Below are 21,962 nucleotides of genomic sequence, written 5' to 3'. Positions count from 1 at the left end.
TGTTGCCAGGATCGAGACCGGACAAGGGATGTCGTCAGCCGCCGGCGATTCGAATCCCAGCCCTTTCTTGCAGGCAAAAGCCCGGATGCACGATGCCGTTAAAAAAGCGGTAAATCATCACGTCGTAGCGCGCATTGCACATCACCGAAGCGGGGTTCGAAAGTGAGCGGCAAACAGTTACCCCACCTGATTCTCCCGCTCAAGCGCAAGTGCTTCGACCGGCGTGATTGAAACGGGAGAGAGGATCTGAACGACTCTATCAACCGCTGCCGCTGCGGCGACTTTTCCAGAACAATGGTCGCGACGATCAGCGGCGACCGCAAAGGTAAGCCGTCACACGTGCGGCAGGTCGTCAATGCATTTTTCGATGTGACCGCCCGGGACATCCGTATCTATCCCGTCGTGGCCGTCGGTGTGAGCGACCGCCTTGATTTTTGGCCCCAGAAACCGTACGCCGCCGAGCGTAAAAAGGGACCAAACAGGATCCCCCCGATGGATCGCGCTCAGCACTTCGGGCACCTCGACAATTGAAGTCGGAGACAGCCAGTCACGCGACGCCGGGTCGACGGGACCCCAGCGCACGTGTGTAATCCTGTCGTTCGCAGGGTTGATGCGTATGGCGTCGATAGCAAACGTAGTCATATCTACCTCCATCGTTATTGCAATGAAATCGTAGCACTTTCGTCAGGTCGATTTCCGTGCAGCAGGACCCGCTGGTGGTTGAGTCTGGGGAGACGACATGAGCGATACCGACAACTCGAAAAGCGCAAACGACGGCGCGTTCGCCTTCGGCCTGCAGGGGTCAACAAACCGTAGTCACCGCTGGACTGGCGTTTTAGTTATCAGGACGATTGCGGGGACCCAAAACAAAAACGGCGTTGTGATTTCTCACAACGCCGTTCGCAAAAACAATTTACTGCCTGAATTCTTTGGGGTGGCTGATGGGGCTCGAACCCACGACAACAGGAATCACAATCCTGGACTCTACCAACTGAGCTACAGCCACCACTGACATCCGCTTGACTTGCCGAGAAACTTGGCTCGTCGATGAAGAAACGAGATTATGCCAACAAGAATTCCGTTTGCCTAGTCCTTTATTCAAAAATTTCGACAGGCTCACGCAGATGCTGTCTCGCCTCATCGAAGATGGTCAGATCACGCGCGGCCAGGCGTTTACTATCGGACAAAACGCGACGCCATCCACGCGCCCCTGCCTCGCCGCGATACAAGCCGAGCGCATGCCGCGTGATCGCACCGAGATAGGTGCCGCGCGCCATCTCAGCGGCGCAATATTCAATCAGCTTCGCTTCGACCTGCTCGCGAGTCAGCGGCGCTTGCGTCGAACCATAGAAACGGGCATCGACCTCGGCGAGCACATAGGGGTTGTGATAAGCCTCGCGCCCGAGCATGACGCCATCGACGTGCTGAAGATGCGTGTCGACTTCATCAAGTGTCTTGATGCCGCCGTTGATGATGATCTCCAGTTCCGGAAAGTCGCGCTTCAACTGATACGCGTACTCGTATTTGAGCGGCGGAATCTCGCGATTCTCCTTCGGGCTCAAACCTTTGAGGATCGCGTTGCGCGCATGCACGATGAACACGTTGCAACCGGCATCCGCAATCGTGCCAACGAAGTCGCGTACGAAACCGTACTCCTCGACCGCATCGACGCCGATACGGTGCTTGATCGTTACCGGCACCGAGACGACATCGCGCATCGCCTTCACGCAGTCGGCGACGAGTTGCGGCTCATTCATCAGGCACGCGCCGAACGCGCCGCGTTGCACGCGCTCGGACGGGCAGCCGCAGTTCAGATTGATTTCGTCGTAGCCCCATTGCTCGCCGAGCTTCGCCGAACGGGCGAGGTCGTCGGGCTCGCTGCCGCCGAGTTGCAGCGCGACCGGCGCTTCGGCGGGAGTGAACGCGAGATGGCGCGGCACATCGCCGTGCAGCAGTGCGCCGGTCGTCACCATTTCCGTGTAAAGCCACGTATGGCGCGAAATCACGCGATGCAGCGAGCGACAGTGGCGATCGGTCCAGTCCATCATGGGCGCCACCGAGACGCGGCGCGGGCTGGGGGTTTGAGGTGAAGACATGGGGCGGCCAAACTGCTTGAATCAAAACGCCGATTTTACCGCAAGGTGGGAAAGCGCCTGATTGCGCTGGATATCCGGCCTTCGCCGCGCCAAGGTTCTGCGTCTTTTGGCCGGTTATCTGGAGGCCCGTTATCGACGGGCTGCACGCCGGCTCCGCGTCCCTCTGCTGTTTCACCCACTGCGCAGGTGACCCTCGTCACGCGAGTTCTTCAAGTCCCCCAAACGCCTCGGTCAACAGGGTCGGACCGGCGCGGACGCTGATCCCGCTTACCTCTGACGGATTGTTCTAAAACCAGGAATAGTAATTTCAGATTATCGGCACAAATTTTCGATAGTAGGGGTATACACTGCCTGCCATCGACGTTGCAGACACACCTCACCGGCCCCTGCGACGCCTTCCTGAAATGAAGTGGAAACGTTATCGGAGTCACACCATGAAGACCAAGCTCATCGCCGCCCTGCTGGTTGCTGTTTCTGCCTCGATCGCCGCCCCCGCTTTTGCTAGCGGCTACGGCCCCGCACCGTCGTATCGTCCGTCGGTCGGCGCACCGGCATCGCAACAAGGTCTGAACGCACAAACCGTTGCCGCTGAACGCGCCAACGCTGAATCGAATGCGTACGGCGGCGTGAAGAACGTGTCGTCGCAATCGGGTACGCGTGAGCCGGTTTCGGGCCCGCAATCGGTCTACTTCGGCCACTAAGCCCTCGCCGTCGAAGCCGCTGCCCGTCAGGGCAGCGGATCAACTGGGCGCCGCGCATGCAGTACTGATGCCGGCGCCCAGTTGCGTTTACGCGGCGCCATGCGCGCGCCGGTCATTTAGCGGAACAATCGTCTACGGCGATGCGGACGCGCAGCCTTGCGCGCGCGAGATTCACAGCGGTCTGCGCTCCGCCTCAGCAAGTCATGACGCGCTGCCCAACCGGATCGACCGCATCCGCGCTGTCCCACCCTCTCGACTAGCCTGTCAGGCCTGCATCGATCAACTCGCGCGCCGCGCGCAAACCCGCTTCGGCCGCAGCATGCTCGGTGGACCACAAGCTGTTGATATGCACGAGCCGCCAATCGACCACCACGGCGTCGTCCCGCAACACCCGAAAATGCGCCTTGACGCCCGTCAGCACCTGCTCGACCGCGACCTCGATGTTGTAGTCCTGGTAACGTTCCTCGTAATCCCCCATGTCGAAGCCCTTCGGCTCCATGTGCGCCTCCGTGGTGTCGCTGGTGAAAGGACGACGGCCGGGCTTGTCCAGCGAGCGTTGCTACCGGCTCGCGGCATGCAGCGGCGCCTTCCAGTCGGGTCTTGTCCGACGCTCAATCGCAATCGCCGGAAAGATACTGTCGGCCGTTACACGTGATCTCGACCTCGCCACCGCCTGCTTTGGCAGCCAGGCCGCTCGCCAGCAATTCCGCCGTGACGGACTGCGCCAGCTTCGGCACCTGCTGACCGACGCCAACGTCGTTCAGAAGCCGCAACGCTTCGACCGCTTCGGGACTCAATGACTTCGACATGACCGTCTCCGTCGGGATGATCAATTTATCGTAGCAAGTTTCGGGGACGTATGCAGGGGCGCGTTGAGGCGTGCGCGTTGCGTCGCGGAAGTTGAAAATAGGGTATGGGGTTTGCTCGCCTGATGTTACGCATCGGGTAGCGAGGCGCATCATCGCAGCGCAACGCCATGCGACGCACGCGAATTTCCCCTTCCCCTTCGGGTCTATCACCACAAACGTACCAGCAACACAGTCAACAGCTGGCATCACAAAGGAGGACGAAATGAAGCGAAGCAGATGGACAACGCTGAGCGCACGCATCGCGCTCGCGGTGGCCGCGGCGAGCGGCGCGGCGGCATTCGCGCAAACGGAAAAACCAGCGCCGCAAACCAACAGCGCCCCAATGATAAAACCGCCCCAAGCCGCCTCCGGCTCAGGCGGTTCAAGCAACCCGGACAACATGCCGATCAAACGTCCGCGCAAACCGACCAACGACAAGTTGATGCACGAACCACCCGCCAGCGCCGCGAACGCGAAATAGCGCCGGCCTTACAGGCGCGCGATCGACACCTCCGTCGACTTCACCAGCGCGTCGTCGTTCGGCGCGTTCTTCAGCACGCGTTGCAACACGTGTTCTTCGAGCGCGGCGAACCTCCCTGACGCACGCGAGCGCGGACGCTCGAGCGCCACCGGCTGATCGAGCGCAACGCGCCCTTCCTCGATCAGCAGAATCCGGTCGCCGAGCGCCACGGCTTCATGCACGTCGTGCGTCACGAGCAGCGCGGTGAAGCGATGCTCGCGCCACAGCCGCTCGATCAGCGCGTGCATTTCGATCCGCGTCAACGCATCGAGCGCGCCGAGCGGCTCGTCGAGCAGCAGCAATTGCGGACGATGCACGAGCGCCCGCGCCAATGCCACGCGCTGGCGCTGACCGCCGGAAAGCTGCGCGGGCCAGTCGTCCGCGCGTTCGAGCAAGCCGACTTCAGCGAGCACGGCGCGCGCATCTTCGCGGGCACTGCGGCCGAGGCCGAGCATCACGTTTTGCAGCACGCTCTTCCACGGCAGCAGACGCGCGTCCTGAAACATGATGCGGGTGTCGAGCGGGCCGCCGTCTGCGGCGCGCTTTTCGAGCACGCCCGAGGTTGGCGTCGACCGAACGGACGCCGTGGAACGTGTTCACGTAGATCGGGAAGAACACGCCCAGCGCGACGAGAAACACCTTCGCTTGTTCCTCGATGCCGAACCACAGGATCACGAGCGGAATCATCGCCAGCGCCGGGATGTTGCGGACCATCTGCACGGTCGAATCGAGCGCGATCTCGGCGGGCTTGAACAGGCCCGTCGCGAGCCCGAGCACGAGGCCGATGCCGCCGCCGATCGTGAACCCCGACACCGCGCGCCAGGTGCTGACCTTCACATCCGCCCACATTTCGCCGGACTGGATCAGCGACCACGCCGCCTTCACGACCGCAAGCGGTTCGGGGAGCACGCGCGTCGACAGCACGCCGCTGCGCGCGGCGAATTCCCACGCCAGCAGAATCGCGAGCGGCGCGAGCCAGGGCGCGAGATGCGCGCCGATCCGGCGCAGCGCACCCGCGGCGGCGCCCGCATTAGCGTTCGCGTTTGCATCGCTGCGATCCGCGCTCAAAGTGGCTTGAGTCATGATTGCTTTCCTCATTGCTAGTCGAAAGTCCGTACGCTTTATGGCACCCGCTCAGCTCGCGCTCGCCGCCTTCGGCAGATAGTTGTTGCCGACGATCTCGCCGAACGGCCCCGACAGCGGTCCGTTCGAAGTCTTGTTGCGCCGGTTCGGCAGCAGCGGAAACACCAGCTCGGCGAAGCGATACGACTCTTCGAGGTGCGGATAGCCGGACAGGATGAAGGTGTCGATGCCGAGCTCGGCGTACTCCTTCATGCGCGCGGCCACCTGCTCGGGATTGCCGACCAGCGCCGTGCCCGCGCCGCCGCGCACGAGGCCCACGCCCGCCCACAGATTCGGATAGGCCTCGAGCTCCGTGCGGCCGCCGCGCTTGCCGCCGTGCAGCGCGGCCATGCGGCGCTGCCCTTCGGAGTCCATCTTCGAGAACGACGCCTGCGCGCGCGAGATGGTGTCGTCGGCGAGCTTGCTGATCAGCTTGTCGGCGGCGGCCCATGCTTCCTCTTCGGTCTCGCGCACGATCACATGCAGGCGAATGCCAAACTTGATCTGACGGCCATGCGCCGCAGCGCGCGCGCGAATGTCCGCGATCTTCTTCGCCACCGCCGCGGGCGGCTCGCCCCACGTCAGATAGGTGTCGATATGCTCGCCCGCCATGTCGTGCGCGGCCGGCGACGAACCACCGAACCACAGCGGCGGATGCGGGTTCTGCACCGGCGGATATAACGCCTTGCCGCCCTTCGACGTGAGATGCTTGCCGTTGAACTCGATCGCGTCGTTGGTGTGCGACGCGGTCAACAGCTTGCGCCAGATGTGCAGGAACTCATCGGTGATCTGATAGCGTGTGTCGTGATCGACGAACACGCCGTCGCCTTCCAGCTCGGCCGCATCGCCGCCGGTCACGACGTTGATCAGCAGACGCCCATTCGAAAGACGGTCGAAGGTCGCCGCCATCCGCGCGGCCAGACCCGGCGACGCAATGCCCGGACGGATCGCCACCAGAAACTTCAGGCGTTTGGTCGCGGCGATCAGGCTCGACGCGACGACCCACGCGTCCTCGCACGAACGGCCGGTCGGCAGCAGCACGCCTTCGTAGCCGAGCGTATCGGCGGCCACGGCGATCTGCTGAAAGTAGTCGTAATCGGCTGCGCGTGTGCCTTAGGACGTACCGAGATAGCGGCTGTCGCCGTGAGTCGGAATGAACCAGAACACATTCATGTTGCTGCTCCTGCCTGTTCGAAACTGGATTGAGTGGAGACGGTGCGTAACGTGCCTGCGCACACGCCGGCCGCGCGCATCCAGCCGGCACGCGGCCGGGCGATGCAGCGCAAAAAGGGTTGGAAAAATGGCCGGTGTCGGCGCGGGCTACGAGCGACAGCGCAGGCCGCGGCGCACGGGCGTCATGCGGCGGGCAAACATCGGCATCAGGCAGGACATCGCGACGGCTTCCCTCGACCAAACGTGCGCGTGACGCGCCCGATTAAACGGGCGACGGCGACCAACGCCGTCTGCATGAAGAAGCAGTCTATGGATCGGGCCACGGCTTTTGAACGATTTTTTTTAGCTTAGGTTTTCCACTTTCATGATTAGCCCGACGTTAAAGCATACGGGTGTTGCACTTTACGCACGCGGGAAACGGGATGCCCAAATATATAATGGCGCACGTTTCCAATAATCCGGTACAGGTCACGCGAATCACGCCGCCTGTACCCTGGCGGTCAATGCATGCAAAAACTCATCCTGCCGTTCGTCGCCGGTTTTCTGGCATCCCTGTTCTTTCACGAATCGACGCTGGCGCTGATGCACGCAGCCGGCATGATCGATCCGACCGGTTTTTCGACTGCGCCGTTCTTGCCCCTCGGATTGCCTGAGTTCATCGCGAATGCGATCTGGAGCGCGTTCTGGGCCGTGCTGATGGCGTGGCTGCTGCGCGTCGCGCCGCAGCGGCGCGCGCCGTGGATGCCGGCTTTCGTGTTCGGCGGCGTCGTGCTGACGGCGGCGAGCGTGTTCGTGGTCGATCCGCTGCGCGGCATCTGGCCGAGCGGCAACATGCTGCCGCGCCTCGCGGTAGGTTTCGCGGCGAACGCGATGTGGGGCTGGGGCGCGCTGGTGTTCATGCGCGCGTTCATGGCGAGCGAAGACGAAGAGTGAGCGGCTTTGTGGCTTGGTAGTTGCGAGCTTATGCCGTCAGCAAGCCCGGCATAAGCTCTTCCGCTTCAATCCCGCTGTTTAACCGCACAGATCGCGCAACGGGTGTTCGTTCGCCGGCCACGGACTTTCGAACATCTTCTCCACGTCGGCCGCGCTCACGTCTTCGATGCGCGCGAAGCGCCAGCGCGGCGCGTTGTCCTTGTCGATGATGCGCGCGCGAATGCCTTCCATCGTGTCGCCCGCGACGAAGCTCGAGCGCGTCAGATCGAGATCGCCACGCAGCACGTCGGCCATCGAGCCCTCCGCACGCGTCACCACTTCCAGCGACACCGCCATCGACAACGGCGAACGTTCGCGCAACACCGCGATCGTCTGTTCGGCCCACTCCGCTGCGTCGCCCGCATGTTCGCGCTCCTGTTCGAGCGAAGCGAGAATCCGCGCGACGTCGGGCAACGCGAAATGCCGGTCGATCAATGCGCGCGCGCGCGCGAGCGATGAAGCCTCGGGCCGCGGCACGACCTGATGCGCGAGCGTCTCGCGCTCGATGCACGCGACCACGTCCACGCCGCGCTCGAACAGCTCGCTGCGCAACGTGTCGACCAGCGCGGGCAATGCTGCGTCGTCGATATATGTATCGGCAAGACCCGCGTAGAGCGCATCGGCCGCGCCGATCGTCTCGCCGGTCACTGCCAGATAGCGGCCGATCGCGCCAGGCGTGCGGGCCAGAAACCAGCTAGCGCCGACATCGGGAAAGAGCCCGATGCGGGTTTCGGGCATCGCCATCTTCGTCGAGTTAGTGACGACGCGCAGGCCGCCGGTACGATGCGCGCCCTGCGAGATGCCCATGCCGCCGCCCATCACGACGCCGTTCATCAACGCGATATACGGCTTCGGATAGGTGAAGATCGCGTGATTGAGGCTGTACTCCTCGGTGAAAAACACGTCGCGCGCATCGTGCTCGCCGCGTTGCGCCGACTCGTACAGGAACCGGACGTCGCCGCCCGCGCAGAATGCGCGCGGATGCTGGCTGCGCACCACGACGGCGAGCACGTCGGGATCTTCGCGCCACTGATCGAGCGCCGCGTGCATCGCGCGAATCATGCCGGTCGACAGCGCGTTGAGCGCCTTCGGCCTTTCCAGTTCGATGAAGCCGATGCGGTTGGCTACGTAAGTCGCGACTTCGTCGCTGACAGCGGGCGAGGTGGAAATGGACATGGAGAACGAGGCGCGACGGCGTTGAGTGAAGTGGAACTGAACGTTATCACGGGCTCGCGGTTTTGCGTTTCGTACCCGGACCGATGGCCTTTTTTGCGGGTGCTTGCATTGACTTGCTGCCCGATGGCGAAGCCGCCGGTTCGCTGCCAGGTTCGACGGGCAACGCGGTCTGCGAGTCAGCGGACTTGCTCTTGCCAACGCCAGCAGCGCTCCTGACGCTGCGCGGCTGCGCGGCGCGTCGTGCGGTTTGTGGCGCGGCTTGCGGTGTGCCGAGCCAAGCGTCGAGTGCGATCTCCACCACTGTATCGAGCGGTGCGGTCGGAAATACGGGACACGTGAGGTTGAGCGCGACGATCCCATGCAGGGTCGCCCAGAACGCCTCGGCCCACACGCCCGCATCCATCGAGGCCGACAGGCGCCCCGCCGCCCTCAGCTCTTCGAGCGCGGCGATCATGATGTGTAACGCGGCGGCGCCGGGGTCGTCGTCGGCGGCGGCGCTGAGCGCTGCATCGCCCGCTTCGCCGACCGGCGTCGCCGCCGCCCCCGGCGCCGTTGTGTGCGCCGCCGTGTTCCCGGCCTCAGCGTCCGCGAGCGCGCCGGCCTTCCCCGCACCCGAAGCACCCGAAACACCCGCCGCGCCGCCAAGCGCCGCACCGGTATAGCTCGGATCTTCCATGAAGATCAGCCGGTAGGTTTCCGGATGCGCGACGCCGAACGCCACATAAGCACGCCCGAGCGCCTTGAGCCGCTCAGCCGGATCGACGATCCCCGCGAGCGGCACGAAGCTCTCCAGCAATTGCGCATAGCCCTCCGCGCACAAGGCCTGCGCGAGCTCATCGCGGCTCGCGAAATGAAGGTATAGCGTGGCGGGTGAATATTCGATGGCGTCGGCGATCTTGCGCATGGACAGCGCGGCAAAGCCTTCACGCATCACGATGCGCCGCGCGGCATCGAGGATGCGTTCGCGCAGCGCCTGTTTCTGGCGGTTTTTTCGTTCGGCGATTCCCATGACGAACATTCTCGGGTTGACAAACTGAAAAGTCAAATTAAACTGAACACCGTTCACTGAACAGCGTTCACTAAATTCTCAACCATCATTGAAATTCACCAGGCGCGATGTGGCGCCGTCTCGAGGAGTCGTCATGGAAGCGTCAGGAAAAGTGGGCTTATTCGGCGCCGCAGGCGCGGCGGGTCAAAGCATCGCGGCGGCGCTGAGCGCGGCGGGCCGGGATTACCGGGCGGTCGGCCGCTCGCGCCAGCCGCTCGAAGCGGCGTTCGGCCACGATCCGCGCGCGGAAATCGTCACGTGGAATCCCGCCGACCCCGCTTCGATTCGCGCGGCGGCAGCCGGTTTGCAAACAGTGATCTACCTGGTCGGCGTGCCGTATGATCAGTTCGCCGCCCATCCGCCGCTGATGGAAAAAACGCTCGCCGGCGTCGTGGCAGCGGGCGTCGAACGCTTGATTCTGATCGGCACGGTGTATCCGTACGGCCGCGCGCGAAGCAATCCGATCAGCGAGAATCATCCGCGTGAACCGCACACGTTTAAAGGCCGGATGCGGCTCGCGCAGGAAAATCTCGTGCTGGCGGCGCACGGCCACCACGGCCTCTCGACGCTGGTGCTGCGCTTGCCCGACTTCTACGGCCCGGGTGTCGAACGCAGCCTGCTCAATGGCGTGTTCGAAGGCGCCGCCACCGCGAAGCGCGCGCAGATGGTCGGCCCGGTGGATGTGCCGCACGAATTCATCTACCTGCCGGACGTCGGGCCGGTGGTCGAGACGCTCACGCGTACGCCCGCAGCCTTTGGGCGCTGGTGGCACCTCGCCGGCGCGGGCACGCTCACGCAACGCGAAGTGGCGCGACAGGCTTACGCGCTGGCCGGCCGCGAACCGAAGCTGATGGTCGCCGGCAAGACCATGCTGCGCGTGCTCGGCCTGTTCAATCCGTTGATGCGCGAACTGGTGGAGATGAACTACCTGATGACCGAGCCGGTCGTGCTCGACGACTCGGCGCTGACGAAGCTGATCGGTCCGATCGCCAAAACGTCGTACGAGGAAGGGATCCGGCGGTCTTTCGAAGCCGCGCGCGACGCGGCATCGGCTGGTGGCGCAACACAGCGAAGCGCCGCGAAAACGGTCTGAATCACACGTCACGCTGGCAAGGCGAGCGTCGCGAACGACGCTGTCGATGGGACTTGATCTTTGCTGCAAGCTCGTACAAGTGTGTGCGAACCGGACTAGCCCGCGACCTTGCGAGGCGGAAAGTGGCCGCTCCTGAGCAGTACCGGCGTGCCGTTGCTGATCTGCAAGTGCTCGCGCGCCACGGCCTCGATGCGCGGACGCCCGGCGTCGAACGCGCGCAGCCAGCCTTCGAGGTCCTCGGTGTAGGCGCCGAAGTGATCTTCGAGCGCTTCGACCGAAATCGCGCACGGCACCGACTCGCCGTCCACCAGTGCGGGAAAGACAACGGTCAGATTGGAGCCGCGGTAAGCACGCGCGTCCGCGGGAAACCGAATTTCCATGGCCACCTCATCAGAAGATTCCGGCACGAGAGCGGCGCCGGTGAAAGCCGGCCGGCCGCCGTCAATCCCGCTATGGTACTCGCGCGGCCGGATCGCGGTCCAGCGTGCGGCGGGGCTTTCTTCAGCGCTTTTAGCGGTGCTTGCAGCGGTGCGTTTGCCGGTGCGTTTGCCTGTGTCGCGAGTTGCCATCAACGCCCTCCCAGCAGACGATCGACATAGTCGCGCGCCGCCTGCAAGACGAAAACCAGCGCCTCCTCTTCGCTGCCGAAGCGTTGCTCGGTGCCGAGCTCCAGCAGGGTTTCGATCCGGCGCGGATCGTCCGGACCGTGTTCGGCGAGACTCACCGAACCGACGTAGGTGCCGCCCGCGCCCGGCGTGTCGTGCGCCGGCACGAGGCGCGCGGCGGCGCTGATGTAATAGCCGCGATAAGGGCCGCTGACCCGTTCGGCCATCTTCTCTCTCCTCATTTCGATTGAGGGCAAACGCTGCCTCGCGCGGCGCGGACCCGCATGTCGTTGCAGGTCCGCGCAAGAATCGCGTCGCACGCATGCGCTCGTGGCAAACAACAATCAAGTAAGGCGCTCCGCGCGCCGATAAGTTCTGCTCGACGCACCACCGCAGCCATCGGATCGCACTTGTTCCGCCCGCGCCGGTCGAACCTCGACCTCGGCACGATGCGTGCTGCCGCAGGAGGCCATTTCGAGGTCACGAGCGCAATATGGGAAAATATTTTCTGCAGAACCGCGAACTGCCCGAGCCGGATGCGGCGAACCGATGGTTTGCGTACGCCGAAAGTCACGGCATCGACATTCCGAAAGCCATCAGCATCTGGGAAGACGCGGCCACCGAAAGCGGCACGGAAAGCCGCCGGCTGGTCAGCGCAGCGGGCATCGATCGAAACGCGCTGGCGTTCGGCGCACACCTCGGGTGTCAGCGGCGAGTCCAGGTATTTATTTGAAAGGAAACAACACGATGCATTTCATGACGCAACCGCGCCGCGCCGGCCGCTTCCGCCGCCTCCGACCGAACACCGCGCTTGCGCTGGTGCGGCGGGCTGCGCTGTCGGCTGCGCTGCCCGCTGCCGTGCTGCTGGGCGCGGGCCTCGCCGGCTGCGCATCGTCGAACACGACCTCGTTGATCAATCTGCCGAACGGCCAGACCGGCTTCGCGGTCAATTGCAGCGGCGCCGACGCCGCTTCCAGCTGGGCCTCCTGCTATGTGCAGGCCGGCAAGGCGTGCGGCGCGACCGGCTACGACATCGTGTCGAAAGATAACGACGAAGGCGGCACGGCGGGTGGCAGCATCACCAACGTCGTATCGGCCAACGTGAAAAACCGTTCGATGATCGTGCGCTGCAAGTGAGCACCACACATAGCGCCTGGTGCAACTGAACGCCGGGTCAATGCGCCTGCATCTTTGAAAAGAGGTTCAACACGGCGACGCCCGAAACGATCAGCCCGAGCCCGATGATCGCCGGCACGTCGGGCACCTGGCGGTAGAGCAGCAATGCGACCAGCGTGATCAGCACGATGCCCGCGCCGGACCACACCGCGTAGACGATACCGACCGGAATGCTCCTGAGCGTCAGCGACAGGCAATAGAACGCCACGCCGTAGCCGAGCACCACGACCGCTGAAGGCAACAGCCGCGAGAAGCCTTCCGACGCCCGCATCGCCGAAGTCGCAATCACTTCGGCGACGATGGCGATGCTAAGCAATACATAGGGAGGCACCCGCATCGCCTCAGACCTTCGCAAGCGCGAGCTTGCTGTAGTCGTGGCCGAGATGCGCGCACAGCGCTTCCACCACCAGCTCATGATCAGCGCGTTGCGGCAGGCCGGATACCGTGATCGAACCGATCACGCCGGCGCCCGCCACCGTCAACGGAAATGCGCCGCCGTGCGATGCGTATTCGGTGGCCGGCAAGCCGTGCTTGTCGGCGAGCGTGCTGCCCGCCAGCTGCATCTTCAGGCCGATCGCGTACGAACTGCGGCGAAAATGCGCGACCGTGTTGCCCTTGCGGCGCGCCCAATCCACGTTGTCCGGCGTCGCGCCGGCGAGCAGACTGAAGAACAGCGGCTGACCGAAGGTGCGCACGTCGATGGCGGCCGCGATACCGCGCGCCTTCGCGACCTCGTGCAGATAGGCGCCGATTTGCCATGCGCGGTCGGCATCGAATTGAGGGAACACGAGTGCTTGTTCCTGAGCGGCAATCACCTGCAGATCGTGAGCGATATCCATGGGGGTTCAGTTCAGAGCAAGGTAAAGAGTTGAAGCGCTCGCCGTGGTTCGTTGTGAATCGGTTGTGAATGCCTGGCGAGCTGCGAAGGGAATCTGAATTCTAGCGCAGCGTCTGACGACGGCCTTCCGGCATGCGACGTGGTCGATGCGTGCCGCGACTTCGGATCGCCGCTAGCAGCATGCTGCGGGTGGTGTGAAGTCGATTCTTAAATAGTCGTTGCATCGGCGTAAGCTTTGCTCTATAATTTTTTCTTCGACGGACGCGGGGTGGAGCAGTCTGGCAGCTCGTCGGGCTCATAACCCGAAGGTCGTAGGTTCAAATCCTACCCCCGCAACCAAGTACATCAAGGGCTTACAACGCATTGGCGTGTAAGCCTTTTTTGTTTTCTTGCGTGTGTGTAACCCATGAGTAACCGCCAGCAGGCAACGCACAGGAACGTCTCAGCGGCAGACTTCCGCGCTATCTTCCTTCTTAATGAGACCCCGCGAAGCGACATGGAAGAGAGAGCGCCTGAATGGAACGCGGATAAACGAATGCGACGGGCTTTGAAGAGCGCTGCCATTCTGAGGTACTACTGCTGTTTAACCGAATATTTTTCGAATGGGGTTTGCTCCTTGCATAGCCTGTGCGTGGCACCATTCCTGCAATGCGTCCCACATTTCTTCGATGACTGGCCCCCATTCGCCTAACTCGCGCTGGCGGAACAGTCGCATCGACGGATACCAGGGGCTGTCCGTTCTCTCGGTCATCCATCTCCACTCTGAATACGCAGGCACAAGCACCCAGACCGGAAGGTTCGCCGCACCAGCAAGATGCGCGACCGATGTATCAACGGTGATTAACAGATCGAGCGTCTCAAGTATGGCGAGCGTATCCGTGAAGTCTTCGATCACCGGTCCAAGCGTGTGCAAATCGAATTCGTCTGACAGAGCTTCGCTTTCGCGCTCCCGCTCGCCTTTTTGTACCGAAAACCATGTCGTACCTGGATGCGAGAACAGAGGCTTAAGCGCTTCGATACTAATCGACCTGAACCGGTCTAGAGCACTGTAGGGACCGCCAGCCCACACGACACCGATTCTCCGATTACTTTCTTGTGCATCTAACGGTAACACGGCGTCCATCTGGACCCGCCAGTGGTCAATTTTGTCCGGCGATGCCGCGATGTACGGCATGACGATGGGTAACATCGTCGGTTCAAGTTTCATGTGTTCCGGCATCCGTAGCATATGGCTCCAGTATTCATAAGATCCGGATGGCACACTGGTAAAGACTGAACGCACACTCGTCATGCTGGCCGCGACTCCAGCAACAGGTTGGCTGACCATCACGTCAACAATTGCACCTTGCTGATGCAGCCACCCAGCGAATCGCATTAACTGAATCTCGTCGCCTCGCCCCTGCTCGCCAACGAGCAGGAACCGGCACCCGTCAACAGGTTCGCCGTTCCATACCGGAAAGCTCGGGAAAACCAGCGTCCTCCGCGCTACAGGCGTTGTGTAAAAGATATTGCGCCGCGCCCAACCGTTTTTAAACTCACCGCAGCTAAGTTCCAGGAACGCAAGCTGAATTTGTATGATCGGGTCGTCCGGCATGAGCCGTACCGCTTCTCGACTGTGAACCATAGCTTCTTCAACTTTGCCGCGCACGCTCAGGGCATGTGCAGCATAGTGGTGTAGCTTGACGCATTCCGGATCAATGCAGAGTGCTTGCCGGGCAACACTCAGCATATCGGCGAAACGATCAATTCTGTACAGTGCGAGACACAAAGCTGCCAGTGCCTCCACGTTGGCCGCGTGCCGCGTTCTAACCTGCTTGATCGCTTCATCAAGCAACTCATTGCGCCCTGCCTGAGCTAGTGCGGCAACGAGGTCAAGCCCATCTTGCGGGGCAGATGAATCAATCGCCCAAGCACGCACCCAGGAGTCCACAGCATCATCGCATTCCCCGAGTTCCGTACTTATGCGCGCGACTGCACGAATCGCATGATGCAAGTCCGGCTCCATCGAAATGGCCTGTTTGTACTGCGTTTTACTTTCGACAAGGCGCCCACACAGCCGCAGACAGTCCGCGAGGTTACGATGTAGTGTCACCGTGCTTCCAGAGAGACTTAGCGCGCGACGATAGAATGCTTCCGCCCGGATATATTCGCCTTTCATAGCCATAATCAGGCCCGCGTGTTCCCAAAGATCGGCGCGGGCTGGAGCGCTCTGAAGAGCAAGATCCAGATAGGTACTTGCTTCTGTGATTTCATTAATGTGTACGCAAACCAGCCCCATACGGTGTAGCGCGTGTACATCATGTGGCTTTAAAGCCAAAGCCTTGCGATAACTGTCTGCCGCATCGCTCATTCGATGCGAAGAAAAATCAGCGTCGCCGCGAGCAATCAGGGAGTTTGCGTCTGTTACGTCGGAATTTCGGGCGGCTGGGTTAGGCATCTTCAAAAATAGCTGGCTTCGCTTGCGCGAGAAGTGATGCTCCTGCGCGCCGCAAGGGGCGACACAGGAGCCTTTCGCATACCACAAGCCTATTTCAGCGTATAGGTAGCGTAAATCACATCATCGTTAAGGTTGGTATTGGGGCTCACAATAATGTAATAAGTGCCCGGTGCGGGGTCGTACATGATGCATTGGGCGCCGCTGCCCGATGCAAAGGGTCTCGTTCGTTGCATATCTTTATCCGTTACCACGTATAAGCGATTGCCCCTGTTTACGTCTTTCTCGGAATGACCTGTCTATGCGCCTAACACAAGCCACTTTGTTATATTGATAGTCCTACATATCATCTTGGATACGTCGCGCATCATCCATCTTTGCGTAATTTGCAGTAACGGAATAGCCTGAAACGACGGATTCGCATACAGGACTTTTCCGCCTGCCTGACAGAGAACGTAGCGGCTCAGTAGAAAATGGAGGCGTTACGGGAAAGAAAAAAGCGCACGCGAGAAGCGGGCGTAAAAAGCGGCAACGTCAGGGACAAACCAAGGCTAGAGATTGATATTAGGCGTGCGTAACTCAATAAAAAATCCCGGAACCATTCGCAGCGCATAAATAATTTCCTGAATCATTCAGACTTGATATTGGACAACAGCGCAATACCAGTACGCCAGGAATACCCCAGCCGCTTACTGTGTTCGAGCCGCCATCAATGTGAATCAACGTAGAGACGCAGAGCTCTTGCGCAGCTCTGCAGCACCTTGACGAACGCGGGACGCCAGCGCCTATTCAGGGCTCGTTCCGGCTGAGCACACCGGAGGTCTGTCCGGCTTCCCCAGTGATAAACTCCCATCACCCCTTCTCGTCCCCTTCCTATGAAATTCTGTTCTGTCTGCGGCCACGGCGTCAGTCTGAGCATTCCGCCGGGCGACAACCGCGAGCGCTTCGTATGCGGCAGTTGCGGCACGGTGCACTACCAGAATCCGCGCAACGTGGTCGGCACCGTCCCGGTCTGGGACGACAAGGTGCTGCTGTGCCGTCGCGCGATCGAACCGCGCTACGGCTACTGGACGCTGCCCGCAGGCTTCATGGAGATGGGTGAGACGACCGCCGAGGCCGCATCGCGCGAAACGCTGGAAGAAGCCGGCGCGCGCGTCGAGGTGCAAAGCCTGTTCTCGCTGCTGAACGTGCCGCACGTGCATCAGGTGCATCTGTTCTACATGGCGCGCCTGCTCGATCTCGACATCGCCGCCGGCGAGGAAAGTCTCGAAGTGAAGCTCTTCGAGGAACACGAGATTCCGTGGGACGAGATCGCCTTCCCCACGGTCGGCCAGACGCTGCGCTTCTTTTTCGCCGACCGCTCCGCCGGCAGTTTCGGCCTGCACACGGGCGATATCTTCCGCTCGCTGCGCGAAGGTTGAGCGGCGCGCATGGTGCCCTGGCTCGGAGCTGATGATCCGTTCCCGCCCGTCGAGCGCGCGCTCGGCGCGGCCAGCGGCGCGCCCGGCCTGCTCGCGGCCAGCGGCGACCTGCTGCCGTCACGGTTGATCGACGCCTATCGGCGCGGCATCTTTCCGTGGTATTCGGACGGCCAGCCGGTGTTGTGGTGGAGCCCCGACCCGCGCATGATCCTGCGCCCCGCCGAATTCAAGCTGTCGCCATCGCTGCGCAAGACGCTCAAGCGCGTGCTGCGCGACGACGCGTGGGAAATCCGCGTCGACCATGATTTCGCCGCCGTGATGCGCGCCTGTGCACAAGCGCCGCGACGCGGACAGCGCGGCACGTGGATCACCGCGGACGTCGTCGAAGCGTATTCGTCGCTGCATCGGGTGGGCGATGCGCACAGCATCGAAACCTGGTTCGAGGGCCAGCGTGTAGGCGGTTTGTATGGGGTGTCGTTTGGCAAGATGTTCTTCGGCGAATCGATGTTCGCGGAGGTCACCGATGCGTCGAAAATGGCGCTGGCTGCGCTCGTCGGGCACTTGCGCCGCCACGAAATAGAAATGATAGACTGCCAGCAGAACACGTCGCATCTGGCGTCGCTGGGCGGTCGCGAGATAGCGCGCAAGGCGTTCGTCGCGCATGTTCGCGCGTCTGTCGACGCACCGCCCATTTCATGGCGCTTCGACAAGACCGCGTTGCTCGAGGTCGTCACGCGGGCGGCGTAGGAAGAATCAGGCCGAATCCGGATCCCCGCCCACCGGGCCGCGGGTGACGAGCCGCAACGCGGCGCCGGGTTTGCATTACCAGAGATGCTTCGAGAGCTGCCAACGTGACTCATCCCAACGAGCTGCCTCTTTCTCCGCTTTCAGCGCTGCAATTTTATGCAACGGCGCCCTATCCCTGCAGTTACCTGGATGGCCGCATCGCGCGCTCGCAAGTTGCCACGCCCAGTCACCTGATCAACTCCGACGTCTACACCGACCTCGTCAAGGCGGGCTTCCGGCGCTCGGGCGTATTCACCTACCGCCCGTATTGCGACGGCTGCCGCGCCTGCGTGCCGGTGCGCGTGCCGGTCGAGCAGTTCGTGCCGAACCGCACGCAGCGGCGCGTCTGGAAGAAACATGGCGAGATGATCGCCACCGTCGCGCCACTCCACTACGACGAAGAGCACTACGCGCTCTACATGCGCTATCAGTCGGCGCGGCATGCGGGCGGCGGCATGGACCGCGACAGCCGCGACCAGTACGAGCAGTTCCTGCTGCAGAGCCGGATCAATTCACGGCTGGTCGAATTCCGCGAGCCGTTGCCGGATCGGCCGGATGCGCCTGGCATCCTGCGCATGATCAGCATGATCGACATCCTCGGCGACGGGCTCTCGTCCGTGTACACGTTCTTCGAGCCGGGGCTGCCGCACACCAGTTTCGGCACCTACAACATCTACTGGCAGATCGAACAGGCGCGCAGCCTGAAGTTGCCGTACGTGTATCTCGGCTACTGGATTCGCGAGAGCCCGAAGATGGCGTACAAGGCGAATTTCCGCCCGCTCGAAGGTTTGATCGACGGCACGTGGAGCGTGCTCGATCCCGCGAGCGCCGATCTGCCGCCGCTCGATCTGGCGATTCACAGTAAGCGCGGGCCGCTCAGGCCATAGCCACACGGCGGGCACGTGCTACGCACCCGGTCCGCCCGCCCCACCGCCAGTCGGTCTCGTCAAAGCGCAAAACCGGTAAAATGGCGGGTTCCCATTTTTCGGCCGCCCGGCTTCGTCCCGTGTTCAGTTCCCTCTACCCGCTTGTACGCGCCCAACTCTTTCGCATGGACGCGGAAGACGCTCACCACCTGACCTTGCGCATGCTCGGCGCCGCCGGCCGCACCGGCCTCGCCGGCGCACTGGCGGCGCGCGTGCCGGACGCGCCGCGCACCGTGATGGGGCTGACGTTCCGCAATCCGGTCGGGCTCGCCGCGGGCCTCGACAAGGACGGTGCGTGCATCGACGGGCTGGCTGCGCTCGGCTTCGGCTTCATCGAAGTGGGCACCGTGACGCCGCGCGCGCAGCCGGGCAACCCGCGCCCGCGCATGTTCCGTCTGCCGCAGGCGAACGCGGTCATCAACCGGATGGGCTTCAACAACGCGGGCGTCGACCAGTTCGTGAAGAACGTGCAGGCCGCGCGCTATCGCGGCATTCTCGGACTGAACATCGGCAAGAACGCCGACACGCCGATCGAGCGCGCCGCCGAAGATTACCTGTACTGCCTCGAGCGCGTGTACCCGTTCGCGAGCTACGTGACGGTCAACATCTCGTCGCCGAACACGAAGAATCTGCGCCAGTTGCAAGGCGCGGGCGAACTCGACGCGCTGCTCGCGGCGCTCAAGGACAAGCAGCAGCGTCTGGCCGACATGCACGGCAAGCTGGTGCCGCTCGCGCTGAAAATCGCGCCGGACCTCGACGACGAACAGATCAAGTCGATCGCCGATACGCTCTTGCGCCACCAGTTCGAAGGTGTGATCGCGACCAACACCACGCTGTCGCGCACCGCCGTCGCCGGCATGCAGTATGGCGACGAAGCCGGCGGCCTGTCCGGCAAGCCGGTGTTCGATGCGTCGAACGAAGTGATCCGCAAGCTGCGCGCCGAAGTCGGCGAGACGGTGCCGATCATCGGCGTCGGCGGGATTTTCTCGGGCGAGGACGCGCGCGCGAAGCTGGCGGCCGGCGCGTCGCTGGTGCAGCTCTATACTGGTTTTATCTATCGTGGACCGGCGCTGGTGGCAGAATGCGCGCAGGCGCTGCGTTAAGCTGCTGATTCGCGGCGGTTTTGCGGCGGCCTCAACCTATGGCGGCTGGGGCGGCCGGCAACGCCGGTCCACCTCGGTAATATAGACATAAACAAACGATATTTTGGTTTCGATAGCCTGCTTTGCTAAGCTCTCGACCGTTAAAACGCCAGACGAACAAAAAGGAACCCGATGAAATTTGGCCTGCTGAAAAAGCTTCTGGTCGCCGGTCTGATCGGCGCGTCGTTCACCGCCGTCGCCGCGCACGCGGAAGACCTGCTCGACCAGGTCAAGCAGCGCGGCACGCTGCGCATCGGTCTGGAAGGCACCTTCCCGCCGTTCAATTCGAAAGCGCCGTCGGGCGAACTGGTCGGCTATGACGTCGACATCGCCAAGGCCGTCGCGGCCAAACTCGGCGTGAAGCCGGAATTCGTCACGACCGAATGGAGCGGCATCATCGCCGGCCTGCAGGCGGCCAAGTTCGACGTGATCGTCAACCAGGTCGGCATCACCGACGCGCGCAAGCAGGCGCTCGACTTCTCGCCGGCTTACACGTACTCGGCCGCGCAGCTGATCCAGCGTAAGGACGACACGCGCGAGTTCAAGTCGCTCGAAGACCTGAAGGGCAAGAAGCTCGGCGTCGGTCTGGGCACGAACTACATGGACATGGCGAAGGCCGTGCCGGGCATCGACGTGAAGACGTATCCGGGCGCGCCTGAATACCTGCGCGACCTGGCCGCCGGCCGTCTGGACGCGGCGCTCAACGACCGTCTGATGCTCGCGTACCTGATGAAGAACTCGCAGTTGCCGCTGCGCACCGGTGCAAATGTCGGCGCGGGCAACCCGTCGGGCATTCCGTTCCGGAAGGGCAATCCGAAGTTCGCCAAGGCGATCGACGACGCGATGACCCAGCTCGAAGCGGACGGCACGTTCTCGAAGATCTCGGACAAGTGGTTCGGCATCGACGTCAGCAAGCCGATCAAGTAACACACGCGGGATGAAACGAAGGGCGGCATCGTCGACGATGCCGCCCTTCGCGTTTTTTGCCGCTGTGGCATCGCGCAGCGTTTCACCGCCGCCTGGTGGCTCGCGAAGGCTCGCGAAGGGTTGCGCCGAGGCTTGCGTTGCCGCTCACGTTGCAGCTTGCGCGACGCCCGACGCCCGACGCCCGGCGCTGCATGATGCGTCCGACGGCGCCTTCAGTTTGCCCTTGCGCAGCCACGCCTTAACGCCCGCCAAAGTTTATGATGTGCGCTTTGTGCGCCAACCAGACCACCGCTCATGTCCACCACCTCCCTGCTCGTCCAATCGCTTCCTGTGCTCGCACAGGGCGCCGTCCTGACGGTCAAGTTCGCGGTTCTGTCGATGTTCTTCGGCCTGATTGCCGGCGCCGTGCTCGCGTTGATGAGCATCAGCCACAGTCGTCCGCTGAACTGGCTCGCGCGCATCTACGTGAGCGTGATGCGCGGCACGCCGCTGCTGGTGCAGATCTTCGTGATCTACTACGGCTTGCCGAGCTTCGGCATCTCGCTCGAGCCGACGCCGGCCGGCGTGATCGCGTTGTCGGCGAACGTGGCGGCGTATCTGTCGGAGAGCATGCGCGGCGCGATTCTCGGGATTCACAAGGGCCAATGGCTGGCCGCGTATAGCCTTGGACTCTCGCGCCGCCAGACGCTGCGCCATGTGATCGCGCCGCAGGCGCTGCGCATTGCGGTGCCGAGCCTGTCGAACAGTTTGATCAGCCTGATCAAGGACACGTCGCTGGTGTCGGTGATTACCGTGACCGAACTGCTGCGCAGCGCGCAGGAAATCATCGCGTCGACCTATCAGCCGCTGCCGCTCTATCTCGCCGCGGCCGCGGTGTACTGGGTGCTCTGCCAGGTGCTCGAATGGGTGCAGCGCTGGTACGAACGGCGCCTTGCGCTGCCGTCGCGTCACTGAGCCA

General features: G+C 62.6%; 22 protein-coding genes, 2 tRNA genes and 3 pseudogenes. 12 read left to right on the top strand and 15 right to left on the bottom strand.

Translation table 11 applies throughout. The features are described 5' to 3' along the window. Window positions 1-333: 333 nt before the first annotated feature. The 3 genes from HV744_RS30720 to dusA all read right to left on the bottom strand — a co-directional run bounded on the left by HV744_RS30720 (window position 334) and on the right by dusA (window position 2,096). On the bottom strand, window positions 334-642 hold the full coding sequence (locus tag HV744_RS30720; RefSeq protein WP_175153097.1) for a hypothetical protein: 309 nt from the start codon (window positions 640-642) through the stop codon (window positions 334-336). Window positions 643-930: 288 nt separating this feature from the next. Further along, window positions 931-1,006: transfer RNA gene (locus HV744_RS30715), tRNA-His, on the bottom strand. 88 nt (window positions 1,007-1,094) lie between these two features. Further along, on the bottom strand, window positions 1,095-2,096 hold the full coding sequence (dusA, locus tag HV744_RS30710) for a tRNA dihydrouridine(20/20a) synthase DusA (RefSeq protein ID WP_175153096.1): 1,002 nt from the start codon (window positions 2,094-2,096) through the stop codon (window positions 1,095-1,097). A 434-nt stretch (window positions 2,097-2,530) separates the two neighbouring features. Here dusA and HV744_RS30705 point away from each other — a divergent pair, with 434 nt between their 5' ends. After that, on the top strand, window positions 2,531-2,797 hold the full coding sequence (locus tag HV744_RS30705; RefSeq protein ID WP_175153095.1) for a hypothetical protein: 267 nt from the start codon (window positions 2,531-2,533) through the stop codon (window positions 2,795-2,797). Window positions 2,798-3,053: 256 nt separating this feature from the next. Here HV744_RS30705 and HV744_RS30700 read toward each other — a convergent pair whose 3' ends face one another. The 5 genes and pseudogenes from HV744_RS30700 to ssuD all read right to left on the bottom strand — a co-directional run bounded on the left by HV744_RS30700 (window position 3,054) and on the right by ssuD (window position 6,460). Further along, window positions 3,054-3,296: a DUF6566 family protein gene (locus HV744_RS30700; protein ID WP_175153094.1), complete on the bottom strand. Its 243-nt coding sequence runs from the start codon at window positions 3,294-3,296 to the stop codon at window positions 3,054-3,056. A gap of 112 nt (window positions 3,297-3,408) precedes the next feature. Further along, the gene (locus HV744_RS30695) at window positions 3,409-3,606 is read right to left on the bottom strand and encodes a hypothetical protein (RefSeq protein ID WP_175153113.1); all 198 of its coding nucleotides are present in this window, start codon (window positions 3,604-3,606) and stop codon (window positions 3,409-3,411) included. A 564-nt stretch (window positions 3,607-4,170) separates the two neighbouring features. Then, window positions 4,171-4,728 (bottom strand): annotated as a pseudogene (locus HV744_RS30690) (ATP-binding cassette domain-containing protein); the annotation flags it as partial. Further along, window positions 4,724-5,248: pseudogene (locus tag HV744_RS30685) on the bottom strand (ABC transporter permease subunit); the annotation flags it as partial. The pseudogenes HV744_RS30690 and HV744_RS30685, both read right to left, overlap by 5 nt. A 51-nt stretch (window positions 5,249-5,299) precedes the next feature. Further along, window positions 5,300-6,460: pseudogene (ssuD, locus tag HV744_RS30680) on the bottom strand (FMNH2-dependent alkanesulfonate monooxygenase). 507 nt (window positions 6,461-6,967) lie between these two features. Here ssuD and HV744_RS30675 point away from each other — a divergent pair. Further along, the gene (locus HV744_RS30675) at window positions 6,968-7,393 is read left to right on the top strand and encodes a hypothetical protein (RefSeq protein WP_175153093.1); all 426 of its coding nucleotides are present in this window, start codon (window positions 6,968-6,970) and stop codon (window positions 7,391-7,393) included. Between the two features lie 78 nt (window positions 7,394-7,471). Here HV744_RS30675 and HV744_RS30670 read toward each other — a convergent pair whose 3' ends face one another. Together HV744_RS30670 and HV744_RS30665 are read right to left on the bottom strand one after the other, a co-directional pair. Next, a complete protein-coding gene (locus tag HV744_RS30670; RefSeq protein WP_175153092.1) occupies window positions 7,472-8,608 on the bottom strand; it encodes an enoyl-CoA hydratase/isomerase family protein in 1,137 nt (378 codons plus the stop codon). A 46-nt stretch (window positions 8,609-8,654) separates the two neighbouring features. Then, on the bottom strand, window positions 8,655-9,617 hold the full coding sequence (locus HV744_RS30665; protein ID WP_175153091.1) for a TetR/AcrR family transcriptional regulator: 963 nt from the start codon (window positions 9,615-9,617) through the stop codon (window positions 8,655-8,657). 133 nt (window positions 9,618-9,750) lie between these two features. On the opposite strand from HV744_RS30665, the gene HV744_RS30660 reads away from it, so the two are divergent. Beyond that, window positions 9,751-10,749: an NAD-dependent epimerase/dehydratase family protein gene (locus HV744_RS30660; protein WP_175153090.1), complete on the top strand. Its 999-nt coding sequence runs from the start codon at window positions 9,751-9,753 to the stop codon at window positions 10,747-10,749. 95 nt (window positions 10,750-10,844) lie between these two features. Here HV744_RS30660 and HV744_RS38600 read toward each other — a convergent pair whose 3' ends face one another. Next, window positions 10,845-11,318 (bottom strand): DUF1488 family protein, encoded by a 474-nt coding sequence (locus tag HV744_RS38600; protein ID WP_246279266.1) that lies wholly within the window; start codon window positions 11,316-11,318, stop codon window positions 10,845-10,847. After that, window positions 11,318-11,581 (bottom strand): hypothetical protein, encoded by a 264-nt coding sequence (locus tag HV744_RS30650; RefSeq protein WP_175153089.1) that lies wholly within the window; start codon window positions 11,579-11,581, stop codon window positions 11,318-11,320. The genes HV744_RS38600 and HV744_RS30650 overlap by 1 nt, the downstream gene beginning before the upstream one ends. A gap of 266 nt (window positions 11,582-11,847) precedes the next feature. Here HV744_RS30650 and HV744_RS30645 point away from each other — a divergent pair, with 266 nt between their 5' ends. Further along, entirely contained in the window at window positions 11,848-12,087 is a 240-nt protein-coding gene (locus HV744_RS30645) for a hypothetical protein (RefSeq protein ID WP_175153061.1), read from the top strand. A gap of 14 nt (window positions 12,088-12,101) precedes the next feature. Then, the gene (locus HV744_RS30640; protein WP_175153088.1) at window positions 12,102-12,491 is read left to right on the top strand and encodes a hypothetical protein; all 390 of its coding nucleotides are present in this window, start codon (window positions 12,102-12,104) and stop codon (window positions 12,489-12,491) included. Between the two features lie 37 nt (window positions 12,492-12,528). Here HV744_RS30640 and HV744_RS30635 read toward each other — a convergent pair whose 3' ends face one another. Next, window positions 12,529-12,861: a DMT family transporter gene (locus HV744_RS30635; RefSeq protein ID WP_425497888.1), complete on the bottom strand. Its 333-nt coding sequence runs from the start codon at window positions 12,859-12,861 to the stop codon at window positions 12,529-12,531. Window positions 12,862-12,871: 10 nt separating this feature from the next. Then, on the bottom strand, window positions 12,872-13,369 hold the full coding sequence (locus tag HV744_RS30630; protein WP_175153086.1) for a heme-degrading domain-containing protein: 498 nt from the start codon (window positions 13,367-13,369) through the stop codon (window positions 12,872-12,874). 261 nt (window positions 13,370-13,630) lie between these two features. Between HV744_RS30630 and HV744_RS30625 the strand changes: the two genes are divergently transcribed. Continuing rightward, a tRNA-Met gene (locus tag HV744_RS30625) sits at window positions 13,631-13,707 on the top strand. A 244-nt stretch (window positions 13,708-13,951) separates the two neighbouring features. Here HV744_RS30625 and HV744_RS30620 read toward each other — a convergent pair. Further along, window positions 13,952-15,892, bottom strand: coding sequence for a tetratricopeptide repeat-containing glycosyltransferase family protein (locus tag HV744_RS30620; protein WP_175153085.1), 1,941 nt, complete (start codon window positions 15,890-15,892; stop codon window positions 13,952-13,954). A 785-nt stretch (window positions 15,893-16,677) separates the two neighbouring features. Here HV744_RS30620 and HV744_RS30615 point away from each other — a divergent pair. The 6 genes from HV744_RS30615 (at window position 16,678) to HV744_RS30590 (ending at window position 21,958) form a co-directional block, all read left to right on the top strand. Next, a complete protein-coding gene (locus HV744_RS30615) occupies window positions 16,678-17,223 on the top strand; it encodes an NUDIX hydrolase (protein WP_074763806.1) in 546 nt (181 codons plus the stop codon). A 9-nt stretch (window positions 17,224-17,232) separates the two neighbouring features. Next, window positions 17,233-17,970, top strand: coding sequence for a leucyl/phenylalanyl-tRNA--protein transferase (gene aat / locus HV744_RS30610; protein ID WP_175153084.1), 738 nt, complete (start codon window positions 17,233-17,235; stop codon window positions 17,968-17,970). A 104-nt stretch (window positions 17,971-18,074) separates the two neighbouring features. Next, window positions 18,075-18,896 carry an arginyltransferase gene (locus HV744_RS30605; RefSeq protein WP_175153083.1) on the top strand — a complete coding sequence of 274 codons (822 nt, stop codon included), beginning with the start codon at window positions 18,075-18,077 and terminating at the stop codon, window positions 18,894-18,896. 80 nt (window positions 18,897-18,976) lie between these two features. Next, window positions 18,977-20,038: a quinone-dependent dihydroorotate dehydrogenase gene (locus tag HV744_RS30600; RefSeq protein ID WP_175153082.1), complete on the top strand. Its 1,062-nt coding sequence runs from the start codon at window positions 18,977-18,979 to the stop codon at window positions 20,036-20,038. A 171-nt stretch (window positions 20,039-20,209) separates the two neighbouring features. Further along, a complete protein-coding gene (locus tag HV744_RS30595) occupies window positions 20,210-21,004 on the top strand; it encodes a cystine ABC transporter substrate-binding protein (RefSeq protein ID WP_175153081.1) in 795 nt (264 codons plus the stop codon). A 294-nt stretch (window positions 21,005-21,298) separates the two neighbouring features. Further along, window positions 21,299-21,958, top strand: coding sequence for an amino acid ABC transporter permease (locus tag HV744_RS30590; protein ID WP_175153080.1), 660 nt, complete (start codon window positions 21,299-21,301; stop codon window positions 21,956-21,958). Window positions 21,959-21,962 lie beyond the last annotated feature (4 nt).

The sequence above is a fragment of the Paraburkholderia ultramafica genome, assembly GCF_902859915.1.
GTDB classification, from domain to species: Bacteria; Pseudomonadota; Gammaproteobacteria; order Burkholderiales; family Burkholderiaceae; genus Paraburkholderia; species Paraburkholderia ultramafica.
Note: the sequence above shows the minus strand (reverse complement) of the source record. Positions and strands in the feature narration are given on the sequence as shown.

Excerpts from the sequence above, each read along its gene's own strand:
- HV744_RS38600 (WP_246279266.1), bottom strand. The coding sequence starts at position 11,318 with ATGGCAACTCGCGACACAGGCAAACGCACCGGCAAACGCACCGCTGCA.
- HV744_RS30615 (WP_074763806.1), top strand. The coding sequence starts at position 16,678 with ATGAAATTCTGTTCTGTCTGCGGCCACGGCGTCAGTCTGAGCATTCCG.
- dusA (WP_175153096.1), bottom strand. The coding sequence starts at position 2,096 with ATGTCTTCACCTCAAACCCCCAGCCCGCGCCGCGTCTCGGTGGCGCCC.
- HV744_RS30665 (WP_175153091.1), bottom strand. The coding sequence starts at position 9,617 with ATGGGAATCGCCGAACGAAAAAACCGCCAGAAACAGGCGCTGCGCGAA.
- HV744_RS30660 (WP_175153090.1), top strand. The coding sequence starts at position 9,751 with ATGGAAGCGTCAGGAAAAGTGGGCTTATTCGGCGCCGCAGGCGCGGCG.
- HV744_RS30595 (WP_175153081.1), top strand. The coding sequence starts at position 20,210 with ATGAAATTTGGCCTGCTGAAAAAGCTTCTGGTCGCCGGTCTGATCGGC.
- HV744_RS30670 (WP_175153092.1), bottom strand. The coding sequence starts at position 8,608 with ATGTCCATTTCCACCTCGCCCGCTGTCAGCGACGAAGTCGCGACTTAC.
- HV744_RS30700 (WP_175153094.1), bottom strand. The coding sequence starts at position 3,296 with ATGGAGCCGAAGGGCTTCGACATGGGGGATTACGAGGAACGTTACCAG.
- HV744_RS30640 (WP_175153088.1), top strand. The coding sequence starts at position 12,102 with ATGCATTTCATGACGCAACCGCGCCGCGCCGGCCGCTTCCGCCGCCTC.
- HV744_RS30650 (WP_175153089.1), bottom strand. The coding sequence starts at position 11,581 with ATGGCCGAACGGGTCAGCGGCCCTTATCGCGGCTATTACATCAGCGCC.
- aat (WP_175153084.1), top strand. The coding sequence starts at position 17,233 with ATGGTGCCCTGGCTCGGAGCTGATGATCCGTTCCCGCCCGTCGAGCGC.
- HV744_RS30675 (WP_175153093.1), top strand. The coding sequence starts at position 6,968 with ATGCAAAAACTCATCCTGCCGTTCGTCGCCGGTTTTCTGGCATCCCTG.
- HV744_RS30705 (WP_175153095.1), top strand. The coding sequence starts at position 2,531 with ATGAAGACCAAGCTCATCGCCGCCCTGCTGGTTGCTGTTTCTGCCTCG.
- HV744_RS30630 (WP_175153086.1), bottom strand. The coding sequence starts at position 13,369 with ATGGATATCGCTCACGATCTGCAGGTGATTGCCGCTCAGGAACAAGCA.
- HV744_RS30590 (WP_175153080.1), top strand. The coding sequence starts at position 21,299 with ATGTCCACCACCTCCCTGCTCGTCCAATCGCTTCCTGTGCTCGCACAG.
- HV744_RS30695 (WP_175153113.1), bottom strand. The coding sequence starts at position 3,606 with ATGTCGAAGTCATTGAGTCCCGAAGCGGTCGAAGCGTTGCGGCTTCTG.
- HV744_RS30600 (WP_175153082.1), top strand. The coding sequence starts at position 18,977 with ATGGCGGGTTCCCATTTTTCGGCCGCCCGGCTTCGTCCCGTGTTCAGT.
- HV744_RS30645 (WP_175153061.1), top strand. The coding sequence starts at position 11,848 with ATGGGAAAATATTTTCTGCAGAACCGCGAACTGCCCGAGCCGGATGCG.
- HV744_RS30720 (WP_175153097.1), bottom strand. The coding sequence starts at position 642 with ATGACTACGTTTGCTATCGACGCCATACGCATCAACCCTGCGAACGAC.